Genomic DNA, 24,425 nt, shown 5'->3' with positions numbered 1-24,425 from the left:
ATGAAACTCCAAAAATTCCCAAGCTTTAAGGATATTTGCTCTGAATACATTAATATATCTCAGAGCTGCAGCTCGACCGTATTAAAATTTCTTAAAATAAAGAAACTAATAAACATCTCTAATCAAGATAAGAAAGAATATCATTTACGAAAAACCATACATACCTACTTAAGAAAACATAAGCACTCTCAATCAACATTTTCTTCTGCTTTTTTAAAGTACTATGAATATCTGAATAATAAGCCTAAAATAGCTCTCTCTGCTATTAGACAAGCTCTAACCTCAGCTAATTCACTCATAGAAATCCTAATATTTTACAATCTCAAAGATTTTAATAAAGAAGCCATAAGCAGCTTCGTATTTATCTACCCCGGTCATAAATCTTCAATTACGGGCTTTATTAATTTCTTACATAAAAAGAACTTTATTGACTATAGCATGAAAACTCTTCCAAGAACTGAATTAACAAGACCTTCTTTATCAGAAAAACATTTAGAGTTTCAGCTTTTAAGGATCCTAAGATTCAAAAAACACTCAAATAAACAAAAACAAAGATTCTTACATTTATCATTATCATATTTTCATAGGTTACAGTTACCTAAATATTCGTATATCAGCAACCGCATTCTAATACACACTAATGGAAAATATTACGTAAAGCTATACAATACAATTTTTTATATCCCTTTAGTCTTGCGATCTATATAAATATATCTTTATCGATTCCTTTTTTAATATCTCTAACTAGTTTTAGTTTATAACTACCATTAATTTTTTTATGACTTATTAGAAGATATTTATATAAAGGTACTCTTCTAAATACATTTGTTCTACCTTCACGCTTAGTATAACTTCCTCTATTTCTAATAATAAAAAATACTAACTCATAGAGCTCTTTTGTATTAAACACATGCTCTTTAAAATTAAAAAGCAATGTATATAATGATGATTCCTCTCCTGTTTTTTCAATCTCTAATATATATGCTGATCTATTATTAACATACTCAACTTTGGCCAATATAAATTTCCTAGCTCGACCATTTCTAATTGCCCAATGAACTTTTTTACCATGGTTTGTAGTTGGAAAATCTATAGCTTTAAAATCTAATGAAGATTTCCCATCTTTATTAATACAGCAAACAGACAAAATTTCTTCACCATCCACAGTATCTTGTAAAGTTTTGTAAAAAGTTTCTAAATTAGTTTCATCTTCACAAGCTTCAGAATCTCTTAATTTTGCTAAATTTTCACTAGCCTTATCATTACTTTCATCACCAGTACCAACTCCCAAAGCTTCATTTTCTTTTAAAGGCTTTCTAGGCTGATTATTTTCTGATTCAACTAACTTTACATTTCGTATAATATTAACTGGTTTTCCTATATTATTTGATACTTCATTAGCCATATAAACAGTTCCTGCATTCATTCCTGGATTATCATTAGTTATAGGCAAGTTTTCTTTTATCTCACTGTTCTTTATTGCCCCAAAAGGTTTTTCATTTTGAAACTTTCCTTTCGAAACATGCAAAGTATCTTCATGATATATATCTTTTTCTGAAGGTAGTGAACAACCCGTGACTTGAAGAACCAAAAAATCATTATCATATGCTATTCCTCGAACACGTAATTCAACTTTTTGTGGGTGATATGGAAGTATTCCTACCATTACAGGGTCGAAAGTATATTCTTCTGACTTTACTAAATAACTATATATCTTAGAGATTTTTCTTTTAGTCTCAGAATTTAATGCTAAATAAGCTAACAAAACAAGATTACTATGCCTCTTCCTTTCTTTAAGTTTAATATGATAGCCTTTATGAGATCTCTTATAATATAGCAAATACTCCTTTAGAATATCATCTATAGACTTTTGCAATAACTTTGTCCTTAAAGTTTTATCTTTAGGACAAATCATTGAAGTCAACACCTCTAAACTCGGAATATGTATATTAACTCCATTTGTTGCACTCATGGAGACTATTTTACTTTTAGTAACTTTATTATAAGGCTTACTCGTATCTCCAAAAATAAATGAATATACACTATTATCAATATTTTTTTCTAATTTAGAAATGGTCCCATTCTCTTCTTGTGAGAAGTTTATTTCAAAGGATTTTTCAACGATTTCATTAAAACTATTATTACCAGTACGAATTTCATCCAAACACCTATATATCCTTTCTTGATTTTGCCATATAGAAGCTATACGACACTCATCAAGCACTCGTATAGGTACTCTTATTATTTCTGTTGATCTTAAATCAATCACTCCATCAATAATCTTTCTTATTAACACATATGTTTCTGGGTTTGTTATAGTATCCTTACAAATTCCTGTATACCAGCAGACCACTCTTGGAACATCATCTTTAGGGAAAGTTTCAATAGCCAAATAAATATATCCAATCACTAATTTCTATAAAAATATTAGCATTAATTATTGGAATTTAGAAATACAAAGGCTTTATTAGCTTACATTTGTTAAAATGGTAAAAAACAACTTTAGCAAAAATAATCATGAAAAAAGAAAAAACATGGGATGACTTATTTGAAAATATTTCTAAAGTTGGAGAAGACTTCGAGGACAAAAAAGATCTTCCTATTCAACAACGCGAAAATATTGATATAAATCTTGAGGAAATATTAAAAAATCAATATTCTGAAGCAAGTGAAGAAATTGATGAAAAGTTAGAGGACTTCAATTTAGATGGCATTGATGATCAAATCAAGAATTAACCCATTCCTTATCTTCTTCCGTTAACTTAAAACTTTCTTTTTCACTTTCGAGTAACAGCAACTCTAACAGAAAGATATCGTCCATGTCATATAAATCTCCATAATATGTATATAATTATTCTATCACATATTGCTTAAAATAGCATATCCTGGTAACCTGGAAGAAAAAATTACGAACAATTAATTCAATGACAGAAATCATAGATCTCTTTGCAGGACCTGGCGGGCTTGGAGAAGGCTTTTCATCATTTACCAACGATAATGAGAAACCTTTCAAAATAAAGATTTCCATTGAAAAAGAATCTTTTGCATATAAGACTTTAAGTCTTAGAGCATTTTATCGACAGTTTAAAACTGTACCTAAAGAATACTATCAGTATGTTAGAGGTGAGATATCAATTGATGATCTTTTTTCTAAGTATCCTGAGCAAGCAGCTTGTATAAAAAATGAGGTGCACCAAATAGAATTAGGATCAGAAGACTTTCCTCATAATGAAGTCATGAAAAAAATAAATCAGCAAGTGGTCAATCCTAAAAATTCAATCATTATAGGAGGACCTCCATGTCAAGCTTACTCACTTGCTGGACGAGCAAAAATGGCAAAAAATGAAAACTTTGAATCTGACCCTAGACATACACTCTATTTAGAATATTTAAAGATAATAGCGGATATAAATCCTGCTGTTTTTGTTATGGAGAATGTAAAAGGTATACTCTCATCAAAGCTAAATGGTGAATATATTTTTGATAAAATACTTGATGATATAAAAATACCTAGCAAGGTGAAAAAACCTACGAAGAAAAAATTTAATAAGAATGAAACATACTCTATCTATTCATTAGCTATTGATAAAGATCCTAGTGAACTTAAAAGGGAAGATTTTATTATCAAAAGTGAAGAGTATGGTATCCCTCAATGTAGGCATAGAGTAATACTACTTGGTATTCGTAATGATATTAATATCAAACCAAACACTTTAGAAAAGCAAGCAAAAATAATATCATGCAAAGATGTTATAAATGATTTGCCTAAAATCAGATCTGGTTTATCCAAAGGAGAAGACACTCTCAAAATTTGGAGAGAAAAAATTCTATCTAAATTCCCTACGGCTAAAATAGGAAATAACTTATCTAGAGGTAGTGAGTTCTTAAAATACAATACGGTTCGTACTCCAACAATTTATAAAGAATGGTTTTTTGATGAGAAATTAAATGGCGTGTTAAACCATGTATCCAAATCTCACATGGACTCAGACCTACATCGCTATTACTACATGTCTTCTTTAGCTAAAAAGAACAATATCAGTCCCAAGCTACATGATTTACCAACTGAATTATTACCAAAACATAAAAATGTAATGAATGCCGTAAAGTCTAGAGCATTATTTAATGATCGATTTAAAGTTCAAATAGCAGATAAACCAGCCACCACAATAACATCACACATAGCAAAAGATGGTCATTATTTTATACATTATGACCCATCTCAGTGTAGAAGTTTAACAGTAAGAGAAGCTGCAAGAATACAAACATTTCCAGACAACTATAAATTTGAAGGCCCTAAAACATCACAGTATCAACAAGTAGGGAATGCAGTACCTCCATTACTTGCTTATCAAATTGCTAATATCGTTCATGAGCTACTTAGAACATCTATCATATAGTCAATATAAGCATCTGCCATGACTGAAGGTTGGCCTACTCTAGATACATAAGCTCCGTATCTTTGCATTATATATGGCAAAATATGAGAGCTCACAGCAGCTACTCTTGATTTCTGAATATCTTTTCTTTTACTCTCAGAGAATTCAATTGTTCTTATTTTTTTAAACATAATATTTTGTGGACCCAGCTTATCATCCCAAGCAGGAAGATAGTGCTTTGATACTTCAGGAGCCGTAAATAATTTTATTATCTTCTCTTTTTTTTCTAATCTTTTTGCATCTGTAGTCGCACTACTAAAAGCACCTATCCTATTCTTTGTATCACTACCATCACCTTCACACTTTAATAAGGTTAAGTTTTCGGGATAGCAACCATTAGATAAGTCACATGGTGGTGTTACTACTATCCAAAAAGAGTCTTCATATTCAATAATATCTCCGGTATAAATACTTTCTCGAATTAATGGATATGTATAAAATTCAGTATGATGTATCTCTCCAAAAATATCATTCGCTAACCAGCTTTCCATCATATGAGCACAAAGATATCTTTTGAGAACTAATTTTTCTTTTTCTGAAGAGATTTTAAATCTCTTTTCTAGTACTTTCCAATTTGACCATAACTCCCAAAATCCTGTTGTGAAATCCTTACCTATATCCTCAATTGCTTCTGGTATTATAGTAGTTATATCTAATAGACCATTTATAGTATCAAATTTATTAAAAACCTCTTCATACACATTTGACTCTTTTATAAGAGGCTCTACATGTGGTGGAAGTTTGGTTTTATCTAAAGATTCTGCATTCCCAGATACTACAAATATTGGAAAACGCTTTTCTTCCAATATTTCTATTAATAAATCTTCTCCATTTTTAATCATTGTTTGCTCATCTTTATTTAAAGGAATTTCCAAATCTAAAATAGATGCATGAATAGTTGTGTTTGAAATTATCGTTTTTGCTTCTTCAACTGTTTTGGCATTGATTAAAGAATACTTATTACTTAAATCATCATCATAATCTAATACTTCTTTATAACGCTCAAATTGTTCCATTTGATCCTCTATAATTAAGATATTATATTTTTTCATATATCTTCCTTAGCTCCTATTTTAAAAACAGATCCACTTAGAGTATTCTCATGTGTTATATACGCTCCCATTCTCCCTAATGACTCTCGAGCAATACTTAATCCCAAACCAGAACCATTTTCCTTAGATGTGAATCCAACATTAAAAATTGAATCTTTAAATTTATCTGAAACGCCTCCTGCATTATCTTCAATAGTAATAAATATTAATTCCTCTACTTTTTGAATAAATATTTTAATAATAGGTTCCTTTATCTTCCTTGCTTCAAACCAGTATAGAGAATTATCAATAAGATTTATGATAGCTGTTGTCAAATCGCCCTCTAAGCCATTTATTACATATTGTTCGTCAGAGGTTTGTAAGTCGATATTCACACCTAATTCATTTAATTTATGCTCATATACTAAAATAGCTTTTTTTATAACCTCTCCTACAAAAAAGTCATATTTCTTACCATTTCTAACCCTAATTAACGGATTAAGCCTACGATAAAGATTTTCTAACCCACGAATATTATTTATCCCATCATTAATACTATTCTGTAATTCATCTAGAACTTCTGGTGTTATATCATTACTCCACTTCTTTTTTAATCTTTTAGATAATGAATTTAATCTACCACCTAATGAAGATGTATGATGTCTAGCTTCATGTAATACTTCTGCCATTATAAAACCTAGGGTTGAACGCCCCTCTAACATTGCTTGACGTTCTTTTATTATCTTTATCAAACTCTCTAAAGTAGTTTTATGTTCATATACAACTTTATTAAACTCTTCTTTCTTATCATCTGTCAGGTAATCAGAGAAGTTTTCAATCTTTTTAAGGCTGACTTCATGCTGTAATTTATTAAATGCGGAACTAACTTTATCACCTTGTGAATCTCTATTTTTTCCTACCTTTTGATTATAGTTATATCTAATCTCTTCTATTTTTTTTAATAATTTGAGAAGAAGCAATTTTAAAGATAAGTAACTATCATTATGTTCGAACCCTTCTCTACTACTTCTTTCTATAAGTCCAGAACTTTCTTCGTCATCAATAAGTATTATTCCAGATATTTGAGCTTGTTCTAAACGTAAAGATGGATTTTGCACACGCCTTTTATCCAAATTTAACCAATCAGCATCCTTATCCCCATATGGACGAACTCTAAAATCATCCCTATATATAGCTATTCCTGACAATTCATTTAAAAAGTTTCTAGCATCTCTCAGCCCTATTTCTTTTTTATCTGATAAATTTATCCCAGATTTACCAAAAGTATTTCTTATAGAATCTGCATCACGATCAAAAATACTTAATTTAATACTACCTTTCCCACAGCATACTGGTCTATCTATTGTAGCTACTAACTCATGCTTCACTCCCTCATCACTAATAATAAAAACGCCTTTAATAGCATTATCAGTAAAAACTCCATCAAAAGTATAATCACAAGAATCCAATATAGGAAAAGCTTCTATTAAATTTTCTTCTCCCTTTTTTGAATCCAAAACATCTAATAAACTTCTTTCTCCATTAATCAACTCGTGCCCACAAAAACCATACTCATCAACATTAAAAGCATCTAAATTTAAAAAAACTTTAAACTCACATTCTTTATCATTAACTTTGATTTTAATTGGTGATACTAGCTTTCTTAACTCTCTAATTAAATTAGTTAAGTTTTCCTTTGTCCAATCATTGCATAATTTCCGTATTTCAAGACGTGTGCCACTACTTTTTACACCATTTGTGAAACTATCTAGGTAAAACTTTATATCACTTATTTTTTCAACATCATCTGAGAATAAATCCCAATCAATATCACTTAAATGTATTGATTCACTTGAATTCAAACCAGTGTTAATAGTGCTATATATATCAAGTCTTGAGCCCAGCTTAGCGGCGGCCACACGTCCTATTCCTTTATTTCCTAGAACTTTTCTTTTACCTGATTGTGAAAATTTACTCTTGAGCTTATTAGTTGTCCCTAATTGAATCCATTTAGTTTTAATATCTTCTTTAGACATTCCATGTCCATTATCTTCAATAACTATAAGATCTTGTTTTGGATCAATGTTTATAAGACACTTAGAGGCATCCGCATCATAAGCATTTTTAACTAGCTCTACTATAGCGGCTATTTCATTACTTATAAGCTTATCTCCTAATGTCCTTATTATTCTGGCTTTAGATGTAAAATTAATTTCTTCTTTCATAGTCAAGATCCGAGTGATATTTGAGGATATACCTATATTTTATTTTAGACAAACAAAAATAGTAAGAACTATTTTATACTCTCTTTTAGAGCATATTATTATAATTTTTTATACTCATTTTTATGTTTCAAATAGTAATCCTTATATTCTTGATACCATGCCTGACCTCTATTACTACAGAATTTTTCTCCTAATTTTGTATTTGGTTGCTCCACTTTTATTTTATCTATAATTGATGCTCTATAATAAGCTCTTAAAGAGTTACAATATAATTCTTTTAATTGATTCTTTTTAAAAGAATCAACGACATCTTTAATTGATTCTTTGTTTTTATCTTTAATTTCAAACTCTAATTCAATAATAGGATTATCTACGGCTTGTATTTCAAAATGATATGTTCCATAAGTCTCCCAATTTATCCAAAAAAATGAGTATTCATAATGTGTTTCATATTTATATTCAAAATTCTCAAGCTTGAATGGCTGTTTATATTCCTCTTCAAGTAGTTTCATTACTTGACTTTTAACCTCTTGCTGCTCTTTATAACTTGCTCCTCCAAATAATGAACAGCTAGATAAATAAAAAGCCAAAACTAGCAACATAAATAATCTAATCATCATTTAATCCCTTAATCCAAAGCCCTAAATACCAGCTTATATCTTGCTATTTCAACTGCATCTTGAGTTTCATATAGTTTATCTACATTTGTCTGATTTATCTGAGTTGGTAATAAACTACCACTATCTCCATTATAGCCTTGATACTTATAATTCTTCATTGTATGTAGATTATAAAACTTATCTTTAGCAACAGTTATTGTTGCAGATGATACTCCTCTAAATATTGAATTACTCAATATACCTATAGAACTTAAATCATTTACCATATTATTAACTATAGATTTCGCAAATACTTCGCTCACACTATAATCAGTTTCTATTTTTTGTACATTTCCTAATATTGATTTTAATTCTTGTTCAGCAACAGCATCTCCTACACGATAAAAACTTGATATATATTGGTTATAATAACTATTACTTACATATCTTTCTCTTAGAAACATATTTGTTTCTTCCAAAGCATTTACATTTGTACTTGCTGATAGTGCCATACTATCAAAATTTAATGCTCCCATAGGTGGAGGATTTTTAAGCATTTGTGCTTGTCTATATTGTATAATCAAATTATTTAATATTGCACTTATACCAAAAGGCTCAAAGGCTTTTGACATACTTAACTTGTATTTTTTCTTTTTCTCTCCTTCAAAATATACAACTTGAGCTTGTGTTATAGAGCCTCCTAAACTATGACCACTAAAACCTATAAAACTAATATCTTCGTTTATGACTCTATCTTTAACAAAATTTATTGCTATTTTAAATATTTCTGGAGATTGACTAAGTGCCATACTAATATCTGATACAAATAAATTATGTTTACTATCTGTTCCCCTATTAATAACATAAACACCACTATTACTTTTATCTTTTGCATGAGCAATCACAATAGAATAATAATCAACACTATTACTTAATTGGCTATTACTTGTTGTTATTAATTTATATTTCTTCAGGACATTATAATAATAAACACGATAATTTTCTAAAGCATATTTAAAGTCATCAGATAAATTAAAGCCCTTATCATCTCTAACAGGATATATAACTTGCCCTTTATCATTTTTATATTTTTTTGTCACATCATAAAAAATATTAGCCAAAGAAACTTTTTTCATAAGTGGATCTTTAAAAGCATACTCCAAAGCACTCTTCTCATACACCAGCTCACAAAGTACAGAGGCATCTTTATCTGGTAAGTCAGTTAGTGGTTGATTTGTATCTTCTTGGTCTTCCTCTTTAAGATCATGTACTATGTCATCTGCTTCTCTTATGGCTGCTATTTCTACTGGTACAAAATCTAAGTACTCATGCTTGTAGAAAAGATCCTCATCCTTTCTAAGTCTAAGTACCATATCTTCACTATTAAGCTTATTATATGCTCCATTGATTAGTCTAGCTGTTTTATCATCACTTGAAGCAAATAGCATATCATCATTATGCCAAAGAGCATCTACACTATCTTCTGCTTTTACTTGGTCATATTCTGTCAGTGGTTGATAATGTTGTAGTGCTATCAGATAGCCTTTTCTAGTGTTAAATGTAGCTACTAATTTTAGTGCTAACTTAACTCTTCTTTCTGCTAAGTCTTGATTTGTTTGTACTAACTTTTGATCTTCCTCATTTAGATTATTAAGTAAGTATAGTAACTTACCTACAGAGTCAGGGACTAAAGCTAATATTAGCTCATCAGATGCTTTCTCTAACCCTTCTATTACTGCTTGTATACTTACTGTCTTACCATCTTCTTGTAAGCTTTCTAAATAGCTTTTCATTTTCTCATCTGATGATTGCTCATAAGTATCTAATAAGGATTCATAACACCCTCTACGACTTAGCTTTTGTTTTGTGTCTTTAGCAACTATATCTTCATCTAACTCAAATTGATGTCTAGCCTCTTGATAATAATAAAACTTCTCTAATATGTAATGTTCATCTACAGTAGCTTCAAATATCAAAGCATCTCCAATTGGATAGTCCAAATCATGATTATGTGTAGACAATAGATACTTCGAATCAGCATATACTAACCATTTATCATCTTTATAATCTATCTGATAAGGTTTTATTAGTTGCTTTGATTCTAAATCTTTGATTTTTAACCTGCCTAGATTTAGCTTTTCTATCTTTTTATCATGCTTTGTACTAACAGTCCTACTCCACAATAATAATCCATCTTTTATTTGATTATCTTTGTCAGTAGGATATTTACTATGATTATCTCCCTCTAAAGTATACTTATTACCCTTTATAGCTACTTTGACTGTCTGTGATAATAGTATCTCACTATCTACATATTCCTCTGTAGTAACCAAATCAAACACTCCATAATCTTCATCTATTTCATGCTGATATGATTTATATGCTATAGCTGTCTCATTATCATAGTCAATATCTGCTATCACATCTGGTTTATACGGTAGTCTTGCTTGTTTCTCTGATATCTGTTTGAAATTATATCTACCTGCCATTAGTAAGCCCATATATAGCAAACTAGCTTGATATGTCTTGCCTATATCCAACCATCTATTTATATTATTCTCTGATAAGCTCTGTAAATACTTAACTCCATCATCTACTGCATCTTGATTTGCAAACTTATATCCTGCCTTATATCCCAAGCCTTTTACTTTAGAGTCCAAATCTGAGTTTATAGTTCCCCAATTTATTAATGATGTATTACCATCTAATTTAGCCTTACTAAAATCTAGTGATACTATATTTGGATTACTAACTACCGACTGATCTAACATACACATACTAGCTCTTACAAAGCTTATATGAATATAATCCCTATTTGATAATAATACTTGTTCTAAATCCGGACTTGTATCAAATCTATTTGCTACTTGGCGTTTACCATAGTTATATTTATATACTGAGTTTGTCTTTGATTTATTTAAATACTTTTGTTGTGAGCTAAATACTTCTCTAACCAAATTTGTAGGTACAAAATATAGCTTTGATAACTTAGGGCTATATATAACCTCACCTATATAATAAACATCATCTGCAACATCATCAGGATGTTTGTATTCTGCTTGTTTGGTTTGATAATTTTGTAGCTTAAATGATGACTTACTGATATCAGCATCCATCATTAGCTTTTCGCTTACATTATATTTAACATCTCCTGCTTTGACATGCTTAAATGGTGCTTTCTCTGTATGCTTTTTTGCACTCATGCCAAAACTAGCACCTTTAACATCTAATTTCTCTGCTGATATCTTGGCTTGATTTGATTTGATATTAATATTCTTAGTGGCCGTGATAGCATGTTTACCGTGGCTAGTCTCTGTTAGCTTATTAGTACTAATAGTAGTACTATCTGCTATTATGCTTTCTGTTTTATTAGCAGTCTTTGTTACTATTGTTTCTTTTTTGATTTCACTTTTAAAATCATTTGAATGATAAGATTCTTTGGCTGTCTTTGATTGTTGGGTTAGCTTAGTATCATCTTCATAGGTTGTTGTAATATTACCCTTACTAGTCTCTCGAACTTCACTTGATGATAGTAGTTTCTTCTTTTGAGATTCTGCATAGTCCTCTTGAACTATACTATTATCATTGACTACATTCTTTTGGACTTTGCCACTTTTATACTCTGATACACTACTTTGGCTCTTCGCTCCTGATTCATCCTTATCATCCCAATCAACTGGGCGATTATCATATATTTTGGCCATAACTCACTTATTACCTCTATAATTTCTATTAGCAATAATTATTGGAAAAGAATGCATTTTAATTCCCATTAGCAATAATTACTGGAAATTAGCATTAATTGTTGGAATTGACAACCACCTCCAACCAAAGAAACACCTGAAGAAGTATGATGAGGATGACGAAATGGTCTTTTATAAAAACTTTCTGCTATCCCTGATTCACCTTTAATTGAAGCAATCATCGCTGATGAAAGGGCTTCTTTCTTGTCTAATGGTGGCAAAATAGAATTAAGCCTACTAGCAAGCATAGTCTTACCAGTTCCCGGTGGACCAACTAAAAGAATATTATGACCACCTGCTGCTGCAATTTCCAAAGCGCGTCTAGCCTGATATTGTCCTTTTACATCTTCTAAATCAGAATACAGTCTCTCAAAGTCAATTTCTTGTAATTGTTCTACCGAAGCTTTATCGTCACCAGATAAAAAATCTACGATTTCTTTTAGAGTCTCAAAAGAATAAGCACAAACATCTTCAACTAAAGCAATCTCTTTTTCATTATGAATAGGTATCACAAGCTTTTTGTTATTCGCAACACACTTAATAGCCATCGGTATCGCACTAGAAATTTTCCTAAGCTCACCACCTAGAGACAACTCTCCAGCAAACTCGAAATCTTCAACATCTCTAACAATATTTATTTGGCCCGATGCATATAAAATACCTAATGCTATAGGCAAATCAAATCTTCCACTACTCTTAGGTAAGTCTGCAGGGGCAAGATTAATTGTGATACGTTTATTTGGAAAATTAAATCCCGAGTTTATGATAGCACTTCTAACACGATCTTTGCTCTCTTTGACAGCTGCCTCTGGTAAGCCTACTATTGATAAGCCAGGCAGAGCATTTGACAAATGAACTTCTATCGAGACAAGCGGTGCTTCAATACCCAATTGAGCTCGACTTTTTAGAATTGCTAAAGACATCTCACTCTTTCTCAGCTATTAATTTATCCAACTTAGCTTCGATCTGCTCTAATTTTTGACGTGTTTTCAAAAGAATTTTTTTCTGTATTTCAAACTCTTCTCTACTCACCACATCAAGTTTTTTTAAACTTTTATTAATAATATTATCTTTCGAGTTTTTGATTACATCATTAATTGGACCTAAAATTTCTTTCATAGAAAAATAGCATTAAATTATCTTTACATAAAAGTATAAAAGTTATGACAAGAATAGGCAATAAACTATTGAAACTTAAATAACGTTAGTAACTTGAGTAAGAACACCAAGAAGAAGCATTGGCATAATACCTAAGAATAAAAGAACTAAACCATTGATACTTAGTGCTATAAGAGATGTCATTGGAGGCTTAACTGTCTCATTATTCTCTGGCTCATCAAAATACATAGTTCTAATAACTCTTACATAATAGAATGACGCCACAACAGCCATAAATAGCACAAAACATGCCAATACATAACTGCCATCATTAATTAAGCCCATAATAACAAATAATTTTGCTATGAAACCACCGAATGGAGGAATCCCTGCCATAGAGAACAAAACTATCAGCAGTATAAATGCTAACCAAGAGTCTTTTGTATTGAAACCTTTTAGATCTTTAAGATCTTGAACTTCATAACCGCCAACAGAGATTGTAGTTAACACCCCAAATGCTGCTAGAGTAGTAAAAACATAAACTATTACATAGAAGCTAGCTGCTGTTAAAGCATAGCCCTGTGGATTAAGTGTAGTAGCTAATAAAACAAAACCTATTTGTGATACTGTAGAATAACCCAAAAGTCTTTTAACGTTTGTTTGCGATAAAGCCACTAAACTACCAAAGAATATCGACAATATACCTATAACTCTAAATAAATATATCCAAGAATCTTTAAGCGATGGAAAGCCTACGAATAGAATATTAACAAGCATAGCAAATGCTGCTACCTTTGGAATAGTCGCAACAATATTGGCAACGGCATTTGGCGCCCCCTGATAAACATCCGGCAACCACATATGAAATGGGAAGGCTCCTAGTTTGAACAAAAATGTTGCTATCATCATGACTAAACATACAAGTAAGAACTGCTGCTCTAAGCCTGTAAAATTCCCTTGTGAAAGTGCAGTTGCAATATCAGTAATATCAAGTTGACCTGTCATACCGTATACAAATGACATACCAAATAACAATAAAGCTGAAGCAATAGCCCCTAATACGAAATATTTAATAGCAGCTTCAAGGCCTGTACTAGAATTTCTATAAATTGCTATTAGTGCATACATTGGTAATGACAATAACTCTAAACCAATATAGATTGTAACCAAACTATGTGCAGCTGTGAGAACCATCGCACCTAAAACACACAGCATCAAAAGTGTATAAAAATCACCGTCTGATATTTTTCTATCTTTCACATACTCTCTTGAATATAATGCCACGAATACTGCCAATACAAGTATCACTAACTGTAACGTGTAAGCAAAACCACTGAATACAACTTGCCCCTCAAAAACAGAGCTACTATTTTGGATTAAGTATTCTTTGGCAAAAGTAGCAACAAGAGCAAGTAGTGTAAATACTTGAAAGAATATGTAGTTAATATTCCTAATTTTACCGTGTAAAAAAAGTCCAGAAAACATTACAACTATCACACCTAGTGCTAATAGTATTTCTGGTAATATATAAAGAATTGATAAACTCATAATCAAAACACCACCCTATAGAGATAAACCAACAATATTAGCCGAAGCAGCTTCTGAAAGATGCAATATCGGCTCTGGATAAAAACCAAACAATAAAGTTGGTACCGCTAACAATATAAATACAAATAACTCCATCTTATTCAAATCAGTCAGGCTCGCTACTTGCGTAGATACCACTTCTCCAAAAAACACTCTTTTATACATCCATAGAGTATAAATTGGCGCTATAACCAAAGTTAAACCAGCAATTAATGCTATTAATGGAGAGTACTGGAATACAGCCAACAAAATCATAAACTCACCGACAAAGCCACTAGTGCCTGGTAAACCTACATTAGCCATACAGAAAAGTAAGAAAAACATTGCGAATATTGGCATGGTCTTAGCCACACCTGAGAAATCTGATATTTCTCTTGTATGCATTCTTAAGTATAGATAACCAATACCAATAAACATACCACCAGAAGAAAACGCATGAGCAATCATCTGAAATACAGCACCCTGTAGTGCTAATTGCGCATTAGTTGTACCAAGTACAGGATCGGCACTCTTAAGTATGAAAATAGAGAACAAACCTAATGTAACAAGACCCATATGCGAAATTGATGAATATGCTATCAGTCTTTTGACGTCAGTCTGAGCAACTGCAACCACACCAACATAGACAATAGCTATCAAAGACATAATTATCAGTACGTACTCTAATGATGCTGTAACTTCAGGTAGCATTGGTATTGCGAATCTTAAGAAACCATAAGCACCTAGCTTAAGCATAAGTGCTGCAAGTATAACAGAACCTCCAGCTGGAGCCTCTGAGTGAGCATCTGGTAACCATGAATGGAACGGCCACATCGGAATTTTAACAGCAAAAGCTAAGAAGAAAGCACCAAATATTAACCATTGAGCAGTAAGTGTAAACTTAACAGAGTCTGCCAACCCATTTGACTGAGCAGCCCATGCGATAAAGTTTTGGATTGAATAGGTGTCTGCACTTACCAATAAGTCAGCTGGAGATGCCGCTACTCTTGTTTGAATATATAAAATCGCAGCTAGTAAAAATACCGAACCAAAGAAAGTATACATAAAATATTTAACAGCTGCATACGCTTTGTTCTTACCACCCCAAATACCTATACCTAAACAAGTTGGAATCAATAACGCTTCCCAAAAAACATAGTAAAGTATAGAGTCTGTTGCACAGAAAACACCATTTGTCAGACCACAAGTAATCAAAAATATCGCCATGTATTGTCTAACTTTTGTTTTAATAGAAGTCCAAGCTGCTAGAACAATAACTAAAGTAGCAAAACTTGTTAAAACAATAAATAAAACTGAAAACCCATCAACACCTAGACCATAATAAATGTCATGCATGCCAAATACCTTGAACCATTTTGCTGATTCTTGGAACTGCATTGCAGAACTACTATAATCAAAAGATGCCACCAAAGGTATGCATAAAGCCAAAGTTAAACAGCTAAATACCAAAGCTACCCAACGTGCAGCATCACCATGCAACTCTTTTGTTCTTGTCGCTAATACAACAAAGCCACCAACTATTGGAAGCCAAATTATTAAACTTAATAAGTAATTACCTAAATTCATAATACTAGTTTACCCTCTACCTATACTGATATTAGCAAAATCATAAATAACAACACACCGACCATCATTACAAAAGCATAGTCAAACAGATATCCACGTTGAATTTTTCTAAAACTATCACCAGTATGATAGATCAGACTAGATGTGCCATGTACAATTGTTTTATCTATGATAAAGATATCTACTGCTTTCCATAGGAAAGTACTAATAGCCAAGAAGATATTAACAAATACAACATCATAAAGAGTATCAATAAAGTATTTCTTAACTAAAATGTGATAAACAATACCAAACCCAGACTTAGCATTTGCAAGCACTCTTGGTATAACTGGCAACCATATATACAAAATATAAGCCAAAGCCAAAGCGCTAAAAGCTAACCAGAATGGTACTGTTGATATTGAATGTTTTATAAATGCTATAGAACTAGCTGTAGCAGGTTCACTAGCAAGATGAGCTGTAACAGATTCTCCACCTAGTCCTGCCTGAATATATGAAGTTATAGTATCACCAAATAAACCATGATTTTGCGATAAAATACTTGTGAAGAAATACTCTCCAACGAATACTGAAGGTATAGCCAATAATACCAGTGGAATTAGTATACTAAACGGCGACTCTTTGATATGAGACTTCTCTTCTTCTGACATTCTCTCTTTACCATGGAATACCAAGAAAAACATTCTAAAAATATAGAAAGATGTCACAAATGCACATGCTAATACCATGTAGTATGCAAACTGGTGACCGTATACAGTCGTAGACTGCGCCGCTTCAATAATTAAATCCTTTGAAAAGAAACCTGAGAATGGCGGTAATGCTGCAAGTGCCCAAGCACCTATAAGCATACATAAATATGTAACAGGCATATACTTTCTTAAGCCACCCATTCTACGAATATCTTGCTCGTGATGCATCGCAACTATTACAGAACCAGCCGCCAAGAATAATAATGCTTTAAACATAGCATGCGTCATCAGATGGAACATCCCAATAGAAAATGCTCCTGCGCCCTGAGCTACCATCATATATCCAAGCTGAGAAAGTGTACAATATGCAATTACTCTTTTTATATCTGTCTGTACTATCGCAATTAAGCCCATAAACAAACATGTAATCGCACCAATAATAAGCACAAAACTTAGTGCAGCAGGTGATAGTACAAACATTGGAGAAAGTCTAGCAACCATAAATACACCAGCTGTAACCATTGTAGCAGCATGGATTAGTGCTGAAATTGGTGTCGGACCTTCCATTGAACCCTCTAACCATGAATGTAGCGGAAATTGAGCAGATTTACCCATAGCACCAATAAAAAGAAGCGAGCACATCAATGTAACAGGGCTGAAGCTCAAACCTAAGAAGTGGATAGTTTGAGTATTATCAATATTTGATAAAGCTGCAAATACCGTTGTATAGTCAACAGATCCAGTATATAAAATAACCGCCCCAATACCTAACAAAAAGCCTAAGTCACCAATCCTATTTACGATGAACGCTCTCAAGCTAGCAACGTTAGCCTTATCTCTATTAAAATAAAAGCCAATTAATAGGTATGAAAATAAACCAACACCTTCCCATCCAAAAAATAGCAATAAGAAGTTATTGCCCATAACTAGGCAGAGCATTGCAAAGGTAAATCCTGAAATATATGCAAAAAATCTTGCATAGCCTTCTTCACCTTTCATGTAACCAATAGAGTAAACATGTACTAATGTTGATACAAAAGTTACTATCAACATCATGTATACAGTTATTTTATTTACAGTAAAACCAACATCAAATGTAAACTTATCTGAAATCGGAGCCCACTGATAATAACTTACAGAATAAACTTCTGATCCAGCAAAAACACCATAGGCTAAAATTACACTAAGGACAAAAGAAAGACCACATAAAGAAATTGTAAAAAAGTTAACACCTGCATTCTTTACAGACTTGCCACCAAATCCAGCAATCAGAGCACCAAGCAATGGTGATAACACTATGACTGCTATTAGTACAGCTGCTACTTGAGTATTTATTATCATAGCTTGCTCTTAACCTCTTAGTGTATTGAGTTTACTTAAATCAATAGTTTTACGTTTCCTAAATATTGCCACAACAATTGCCAAACCAATTGCTGTCTCAGCTGCTGCCACAGCCATTATAAAGAAAACAAAAACGCCACCCATCGCTTGATGGTGCATATTAGCAAATATCAGAAAATTAGTATTAACTGCTAGAAGCATTAATTCTATAGACATTAAAAGTATAAGAATATTTCTTCTGTTAATAATTATGCCCGCAACACTTATTACGAATAGCAATGTACTAAAAATCAAACCATTCGTAACCGAAACTGAAATACTATTCATCTCTAGCGCCCTCTCTATTACTTGGTATCTTAACCATAGTTAGACGATCTTTTGCTCTAACTTTGACCTGTTGTGCAGGATTTACAGACTTGTTACCTTTACGCTTAGATCTCAATGTTAGTGTAATTGCTGCTGTCATTGCTGCTAATAAAATAAAATCAACCAACTCAAATACATATAGATTGCTATTATCAAACATAGTTAATCCTATAACCTTAAGTCCACCAACACCACCTTGCATAGAGTCTCCCGCGAATACTTTAGTAGCGGCATAGCTAATCACTGTAGCAAATATTGCACAAACTATAATAGCTGCAAAAGCATAGAAGAATCTCCCTACTCTACCTTGTTTCTCTACGTGTAGATCCAACATAAATACCACGAACAAAAACATTACTAAAACCGCACCTACGTATACGACTATCAACAATAATGCCAAGTATACTTGTTGAAAAATTATCCATACAGCTGCTGTAAAGATGAATGTAAAAATCATTGCTATTACAGAGTTTACTGGATTATTTGCCAAAACCAGCACTAAAGCAGAAATAATAGCCAGTGATGCAAATATGTAAAATAAAATATCTGTTACTACCATTTCTTTACCTAAAATCCTTATCTTGTAATCTGTCAGCTGCTATCTGTGCTTCATATTTATCACCAATAGCTAAAAGCTTAGCCTTTGTCATAATATTTTCACCACGTTCTTCAAAGTGATACTCAAGAATATTGGTCTCAACAATAGAATCCACAGGGCATGATTCTTCACAATAACCACAAAAAATACACTTAAATAAATCTATTTCATAACTAGATGTTCTACGTGATCCATCCTCTCTCTCAGTAGAGTTGATTGTAATTGCTAATGCTGGACATACAACCTCACACAACTTACAAGCAATACATCTTTCTTCACCGTTCTCATAACGTCTTAAAGCATGCAACCCTCTAAACCTATTAGAGATAGGAGTTTTCTCATCAGGATATTGCACAGTAACCTTACGTGTAAAAAAGTGCTTACCTGTGACCTTCATCCCTTTTAGAAGTTCCCAAAGTAGAAAGGTTTTAAAAAAACTTGTTATATTTCTCATAATATTATCCTTTTTACCACCAAGGTCCTACACCAAACCTAACCATACAAGCCACTACTACAACCCAAACAAATGTTAAAGGTATAAATATCTTCCAGCCTAAGCGCATAATTTGGTCGTATCTATATCTAGGGAATGTCGCACGCACCCACAAGAACATAAACATAAATATACCCGTCTTAGCAAACAACCATACAACTCCTGGCACAAAGTTAAATATAGCTTCTAAAGGAGTAGCCTCAAATGGTGAACACCAACCTCCCAGAAACATGATTGAAGTTAAAATACTAATCAAAATCATATTTGCATACTCTGCTAAAAAGAATAGTGCAAATCTAGATCCTGTATACTCAATATGATGACCAGCAATAATTTCCGACTCACCCTCAACCACATCGAAAGGTGCCCTATTAGTCTCAGCAATACCTGCGATAAAGTACACTACGAATAATGGGAACAAAGGTATAAAGTACCAATGCCACAGACCTCCGGCTTGAGACTCAATAATGCCTGTTATGCCCATAGAGCCAGCCGCAATTACAACACCAACTATTGCAAATCCCATAGCTAATTCATAAGACACAACTTGAGCACCTGCTCTGAGGGCACCAAACAAAGAGTATTTACTATTGGATGCCCATCCTGCTATTACAATCCCATATACTGAGAAAGATGTCATTGCCAATATATATAACAATCCAAGATTCATATCGGACAACACTACACCTTTCGAAAAAGGAATAACTGCCCATGCCGCATAAGCAGGTGCAAATGCTAAAATTGGTGCTACAAAAAACAAATATCTATTTGAATTAGTCGGAACAACAATCTCTTTAAGAAAAAGTTTCAAAGCATCAAATATCGGTTGCAATAATCCAAATGACCCTACTCTATTTGGGCCCAATCTATCTTGCATATATCCTATAACTTTACGCTCAGCATAAGTATAGTAAGCAACCACAAGTATAAGAGGAATAACTATTAGCAATACATAAAGTACTGTCCATAATATATATGCTAGCATACTACTTTCCCTCCTTCACAAGCTTAATACTTACATTATCACCTGATAAAAATGGCTTATACAATGATCTTGGTATCATGATATTCTTAGCTTGTAAACTAGAGTCAACCGTAACCTCTGGAGTTATCTCATTGTCAATATCATAAACTTTTACAACACCAGACTCAGCATTCAAACCTATTTCATCTGCTAGTTCCTGTGATATTCTAACACCAGCGAAACGCTTGGCATCATAGGTTTTTTGTAAAGGTTCTGCTCTTCTAAGTAAGCTACTCGTACCATACATAGAATTTGATGCTACAAGTGCAATTTCTTTCTGATAATCTAAATTTGCATTAAGAATCTGAGCCACATGATTAACACCAACTCTAGCTCTATGAGCATAAGCGTCAGTAGTCACTTCTGATATAGAATTATATTCAAAACCATCTAACTCAAGTAAATTACCAATAACTCTCAAGACACGCCATAGCTCTTTATTATCAGCATATGGTTTTACTACTTGCTTGAACTCTTTAGTATTACCAAATAAATCAACAAAACTTCCGCTTGTTTCATAGTGAGTCGCCACAGGCAAAATAATATCTGAAATATCTTTTGTAAACTTATCGGCAAACGCTGAGAAACTAACAGTTATATCAATACCTTCAAATGCTTCTCTCAATTTTTGCTCACCATACAAGCTATCCTTCGATAGCTCAGTATGAGCAGCAAATAAAAGCTTGGTGTTTGTTTGTCCATTTAGACACTTATACGTACTGAATTTAGATTTAGAAGAACTAAATATTCTCTCTGCAGCTACCGAGTTAACATCACTAGCTAAAATACCGCCTTTCACCCCAATAACTTTTTCTAATATTTCTAAAATACTAAATACTGTTTCAAAGCCACTACTATTAACGATATCTTGGCCAACTATAATTTTCGGATTTTCCGCTGCAACAATTCTATCGGCGGTCTCTCTAACCTCCGCTGCTGGATCAACCTTTCTTAGAATCACATCCAAGTCGCCGTATGGTAGGTTTGCCCTTACAAAAATAGCTTTTAATAGAGATAGTGCAATATATTGAATATTATCAGCAGCTAGTTTGACTTGTTTAACATCATAGTTAAAATCATAATCACAAACATTCCAAGCAACTACCTTGGCATTATTTTTTTCTACAGCATCTTTAACCGCAATATTAACTATTGGATACTCTTTTCTAATGTTTGACCCAAAAACCAAGATAAAATCACTTTCACGAATATCTTCTAACGAACAATTAAAGCCTTTACCAGCACTAATTCCTGGTATATCGGCATACTGCCTTACTCTACCATCAATGTTAGTAGATCCAACACTTGCCAATAGCTTTTTCATCAGATACATTTCTTCAGAAGTAGCAGACTCAGACACAATTGCTGATATTGCATCGACACCATCTTTTTCTTTAGTTTTTTCAATAGCTACTTTAACAAAGTCTAGCGCCTCTTCCCAAGATACCTCGACCCAACCACCAGATTTCTTGATCATTGGCTTTTCAATTCTTTCTGGACTATATAATCCTGTATATTCAAATCTATCTCTATCTGCTATCCACGTTCCAGTTATTTCATTCTCTCTAGGAACAGTTCTGACAATTCGATTTTGATAGATATGTGCGTTAATCTCTGTGACTAAAGCATCTCCTGAAGATACTGTAGGGAGCTGTTTTAGCTCCCATGCTCTAGCTTTAAACCTAAATGGCTTAGATGTCAATGCACCAACAGGACAAAGATCAATCACGTTTCCAGAGATTTCTGAATCGACCATATCTCCTGAAATATATGTGCTAATGGCAGAATGATCTCCTCTACCCATCACACCTAATTCTTTAACTCCAGCTACTTCTTCACCAAAACGAACACAGCGCGTACACAAAATACATCTAGTCATATCCGTAGCGACCAAAGGACCCAACTCAGGATCCTCAACAGCTCTTTTTGATTCTAAATATTCAGAAGTCGTATTGCCGTATCCCATAGCAATATCCTGAAGTTCACACTCCCCGCCCTGATCGCAGATTGGGCAATCTAATGGATGGTTTATCAGTAGAAACTCCATCACATCTTTTTGCATCTGCAAAGCTTTCTCAGAGCGAGTCTTGACCTTCATCCCATCCATAATTGGAGTAGCACATGCAGGGGAGGCACGTCTAGCACCCTCTACATCGACCAAACACATTCTACAATTAGCAGCTACAGATAGCTTTTTATGATAACAAAACCTAGGAATATAGATACCATTAGCATCTGCTACTTCTATTATTGACTGATTTGGCAAAGCTTCGTAGTTTTTACCATCAATCTCTACATTTATTTTTTTGGATTCTTTATTGTCTGACACTGAACTACCTCAATCAACTATTGATCCACTATACTCTTACCACCATTCTCAATCATATACACAAACTCATCTCTAAACTTATGTATATAACTTTGGACTGGCCATGCTGCAGCATCTCCAAGACCACAAATAGTGTTACCTTCTATGTTTGTTGCTACTCTCACTAAAGTATCAATATCTTCAGGCTTTCCTTCACCAGCAACAATCCTGTGTAGCGTACGAGCCAACCAGCCAGTACCTTCTCTACACGGTGTACACTGACCACATGACTCTTCATAATAAAAATCTGCTAGCCTAGCCAATGTCTTGACCATACAGGTCGTTTCATCCAAAACAACAACTGCACCGGATCCAAGCATCGAACCAGCCTCAGCAATGGATTCATAATCCATAGTAACATTAAGCATCTCTTCACCTGTAAGAATTTTAGAAGAGCTTCCGCCCGGTATCACAGCCTTTAGCTTATGTCCATTACGAACACCACCGCACATCTCTAAGACATCTTTGAATGGAGTGCCTAGACCTATTTCCATGACTTTTTGATGCTTAACATGACCAGAAATACAAAAAAGTTTAGTACCACCACTTTTTTCAGTCCCAAGACTTTTGAACCATTCTCCACCATGCTGTAAAATTGCTGGTGCAGACGCATAAGTCTCTGTGTTGTTTATATTCGTAGGTCTTCCATAAAGACCTTTGAATGCAGGAAATGGTGGTTTAAATCTTGGACGGCCTTTTTTGCCCTCCAAAGAATTAAGCAATGCCGTCTCTTCTCCACATATATAAGCTCCAGCACCAACTGCTGAGTATAAGTCAAATGAAATACCAGAAGACTTAATATTTGAACCTAGCAACCCTGCTTGATAAGCCTCTATCAAGGCATCCTCAAACCTTGCAATAGGTTCGTAAAATTCTCCTCGCGTATAGTTATAACCTGCAGTAGCGCCAACTACATATCCAGCAATTGCCATACCCTCTATTAACTGATGAGGATTATTGCGCATTATTTCCCTATCTTTGCAAGTCCCGTGCTCACCTTCATCAGAATTACATACAACATATTTCTGCCCCGGTGTATTGCGTGGCATAAAGCTCCACTTAAGACCAGTGGGAAAACCAGCACCACCACGACCTCTAAGACCTGATATCTTGAGCTCTTCAATAATTTGCTCAGGCGGGATCTTTTCTGTCAAAATCTTATTCCAATAAGAATACCCACCCACCGATAAGTAAGACTCTAAGCTGTACGGCTTATCTAGATGCAGGGTACGAAAACAAACTTCATTTGCCATATATA

The 24,425-nt window shown here is 33.3% G+C and carries 18 protein-coding genes; 2 read left to right on the top strand and 16 right to left on the bottom strand.

The window, feature by feature from the left end; genetic code table 11:
• Window positions 1-700: 700 nt before the first annotated feature.
• Complete coding sequence (locus tag F0R75_RS09605; RefSeq protein ID WP_149368879.1) at window positions 701-2,392, bottom strand: hypothetical protein; 1,692 nt, start codon at window positions 2,390-2,392, stop codon at window positions 701-703.
• 125 nt (window positions 2,393-2,517) lie between these two features.
• Between F0R75_RS09605 and F0R75_RS09600 the strand changes: the two genes are divergently transcribed.
• The gene (locus F0R75_RS09600) at window positions 2,518-2,736 is read left to right on the top strand and encodes a hypothetical protein (RefSeq protein ID WP_149368880.1); all 219 of its coding nucleotides are present in this window, start codon (window positions 2,518-2,520) and stop codon (window positions 2,734-2,736) included.
• 188 nt (window positions 2,737-2,924) lie between these two features.
• Complete coding sequence (locus tag F0R75_RS09595) at window positions 2,925-4,400, top strand: DNA cytosine methyltransferase (protein ID WP_149368881.1); 1,476 nt, start codon at window positions 2,925-2,927, stop codon at window positions 4,398-4,400.
• On the opposite strand, the gene F0R75_RS09590 is transcribed toward F0R75_RS09595, so the two are convergent.
• From F0R75_RS09590 to nuoF, 15 genes are all read right to left on the bottom strand, one after another.
• The gene (locus F0R75_RS09590) at window positions 4,370-5,491 is read right to left on the bottom strand and encodes a response regulator (protein WP_149368882.1); all 1,122 of its coding nucleotides are present in this window, start codon (window positions 5,489-5,491) and stop codon (window positions 4,370-4,372) included. The genes F0R75_RS09595 and F0R75_RS09590 overlap by 31 nt on opposite strands.
• The gene (locus tag F0R75_RS09585) at window positions 5,488-7,695 is read right to left on the bottom strand and encodes a sensor histidine kinase (protein WP_149368883.1); all 2,208 of its coding nucleotides are present in this window, start codon (window positions 7,693-7,695) and stop codon (window positions 5,488-5,490) included. Before F0R75_RS09585 ends, F0R75_RS09590 begins: the two co-directional genes overlap by 4 nt.
• A gap of 98 nt (window positions 7,696-7,793) precedes the next feature.
• Complete coding sequence (locus F0R75_RS09580; protein ID WP_149368884.1) at window positions 7,794-8,312, bottom strand: hypothetical protein; 519 nt, start codon at window positions 8,310-8,312, stop codon at window positions 7,794-7,796.
• Between the two features lie 11 nt (window positions 8,313-8,323).
• Entirely contained in the window at window positions 8,324-11,998 is a 3,675-nt protein-coding gene (locus tag F0R75_RS09575; protein ID WP_149377295.1) for a hypothetical protein, read from the bottom strand.
• A gap of 68 nt (window positions 11,999-12,066) precedes the next feature.
• Window positions 12,067-12,960, bottom strand: a complete 894-nt coding sequence (locus F0R75_RS09570; RefSeq protein ID WP_149368886.1) for a YifB family Mg chelatase-like AAA ATPase — start codon at window positions 12,958-12,960, stop codon at window positions 12,067-12,069.
• A 1-nt stretch (window position 12,961) separates the two neighbouring features.
• Window positions 12,962-13,156, bottom strand: a complete 195-nt coding sequence (locus tag F0R75_RS09565) for an accessory factor UbiK family protein (protein ID WP_012280351.1) — start codon at window positions 13,154-13,156, stop codon at window positions 12,962-12,964.
• A gap of 75 nt (window positions 13,157-13,231) precedes the next feature.
• Window positions 13,232-14,683 (bottom strand): NADH-quinone oxidoreductase subunit N, encoded by a 1,452-nt coding sequence (locus F0R75_RS09560; protein WP_149368887.1) that lies wholly within the window; start codon window positions 14,681-14,683, stop codon window positions 13,232-13,234.
• Window positions 14,684-14,698: 15 nt separating this feature from the next.
• Window positions 14,699-16,288 (bottom strand): complex I subunit 4 family protein, encoded by a 1,590-nt coding sequence (locus F0R75_RS09555; protein ID WP_149368888.1) that lies wholly within the window; start codon window positions 16,286-16,288, stop codon window positions 14,699-14,701.
• A 20-nt stretch (window positions 16,289-16,308) separates the two neighbouring features.
• Window positions 16,309-18,318 carry an NADH-quinone oxidoreductase subunit L gene (gene nuoL, locus F0R75_RS09550; RefSeq protein ID WP_149368889.1) on the bottom strand — a complete coding sequence of 670 codons (2,010 nt, stop codon included), beginning with the start codon at window positions 18,316-18,318 and terminating at the stop codon, window positions 16,309-16,311.
• A 9-nt stretch (window positions 18,319-18,327) separates the two neighbouring features.
• Window positions 18,328-18,645, bottom strand: a complete 318-nt coding sequence (gene nuoK, locus F0R75_RS09545) for an NADH-quinone oxidoreductase subunit NuoK (RefSeq protein WP_004286961.1) — start codon at window positions 18,643-18,645, stop codon at window positions 18,328-18,330.
• On the bottom strand, window positions 18,638-19,243 hold the full coding sequence (locus F0R75_RS09540; protein ID WP_013922313.1) for an NADH-quinone oxidoreductase subunit J: 606 nt from the start codon (window positions 19,241-19,243) through the stop codon (window positions 18,638-18,640). Before F0R75_RS09540 ends, nuoK begins: the two co-directional genes overlap by 8 nt.
• A 4-nt stretch (window positions 19,244-19,247) precedes the next feature.
• A complete protein-coding gene (gene nuoI / locus F0R75_RS09535; protein WP_012280348.1) occupies window positions 19,248-19,736 on the bottom strand; it encodes an NADH-quinone oxidoreductase subunit NuoI in 489 nt (162 codons plus the stop codon).
• A 13-nt stretch (window positions 19,737-19,749) separates the two neighbouring features.
• Complete coding sequence (gene nuoH, locus F0R75_RS09530; protein ID WP_146420918.1) at window positions 19,750-20,760, bottom strand: NADH-quinone oxidoreductase subunit NuoH; 1,011 nt, start codon at window positions 20,758-20,760, stop codon at window positions 19,750-19,752.
• Between the two features lies 1 nt (window position 20,761).
• Window positions 20,762-23,128 carry an NADH-quinone oxidoreductase subunit NuoG gene (gene nuoG / locus F0R75_RS09525; RefSeq protein ID WP_149368890.1) on the bottom strand — a complete coding sequence of 789 codons (2,367 nt, stop codon included), beginning with the start codon at window positions 23,126-23,128 and terminating at the stop codon, window positions 20,762-20,764.
• Window positions 23,129-23,145: 17 nt separating this feature from the next.
• A complete protein-coding gene (gene nuoF, locus F0R75_RS09520) occupies window positions 23,146-24,420 on the bottom strand; it encodes an NADH-quinone oxidoreductase subunit NuoF (protein ID WP_149377294.1) in 1,275 nt (424 codons plus the stop codon).
• Window positions 24,421-24,425: the final 5 nt, after the last annotated feature.

The sequence above is a fragment of the Francisella marina genome, assembly GCF_008369785.1.
Lineage (GTDB): Bacteria > Pseudomonadota > Gammaproteobacteria > Francisellales > Francisellaceae > Francisella > Francisella salimarina.
This window is presented reverse-complemented; position numbering and strand designations above follow the sequence as displayed.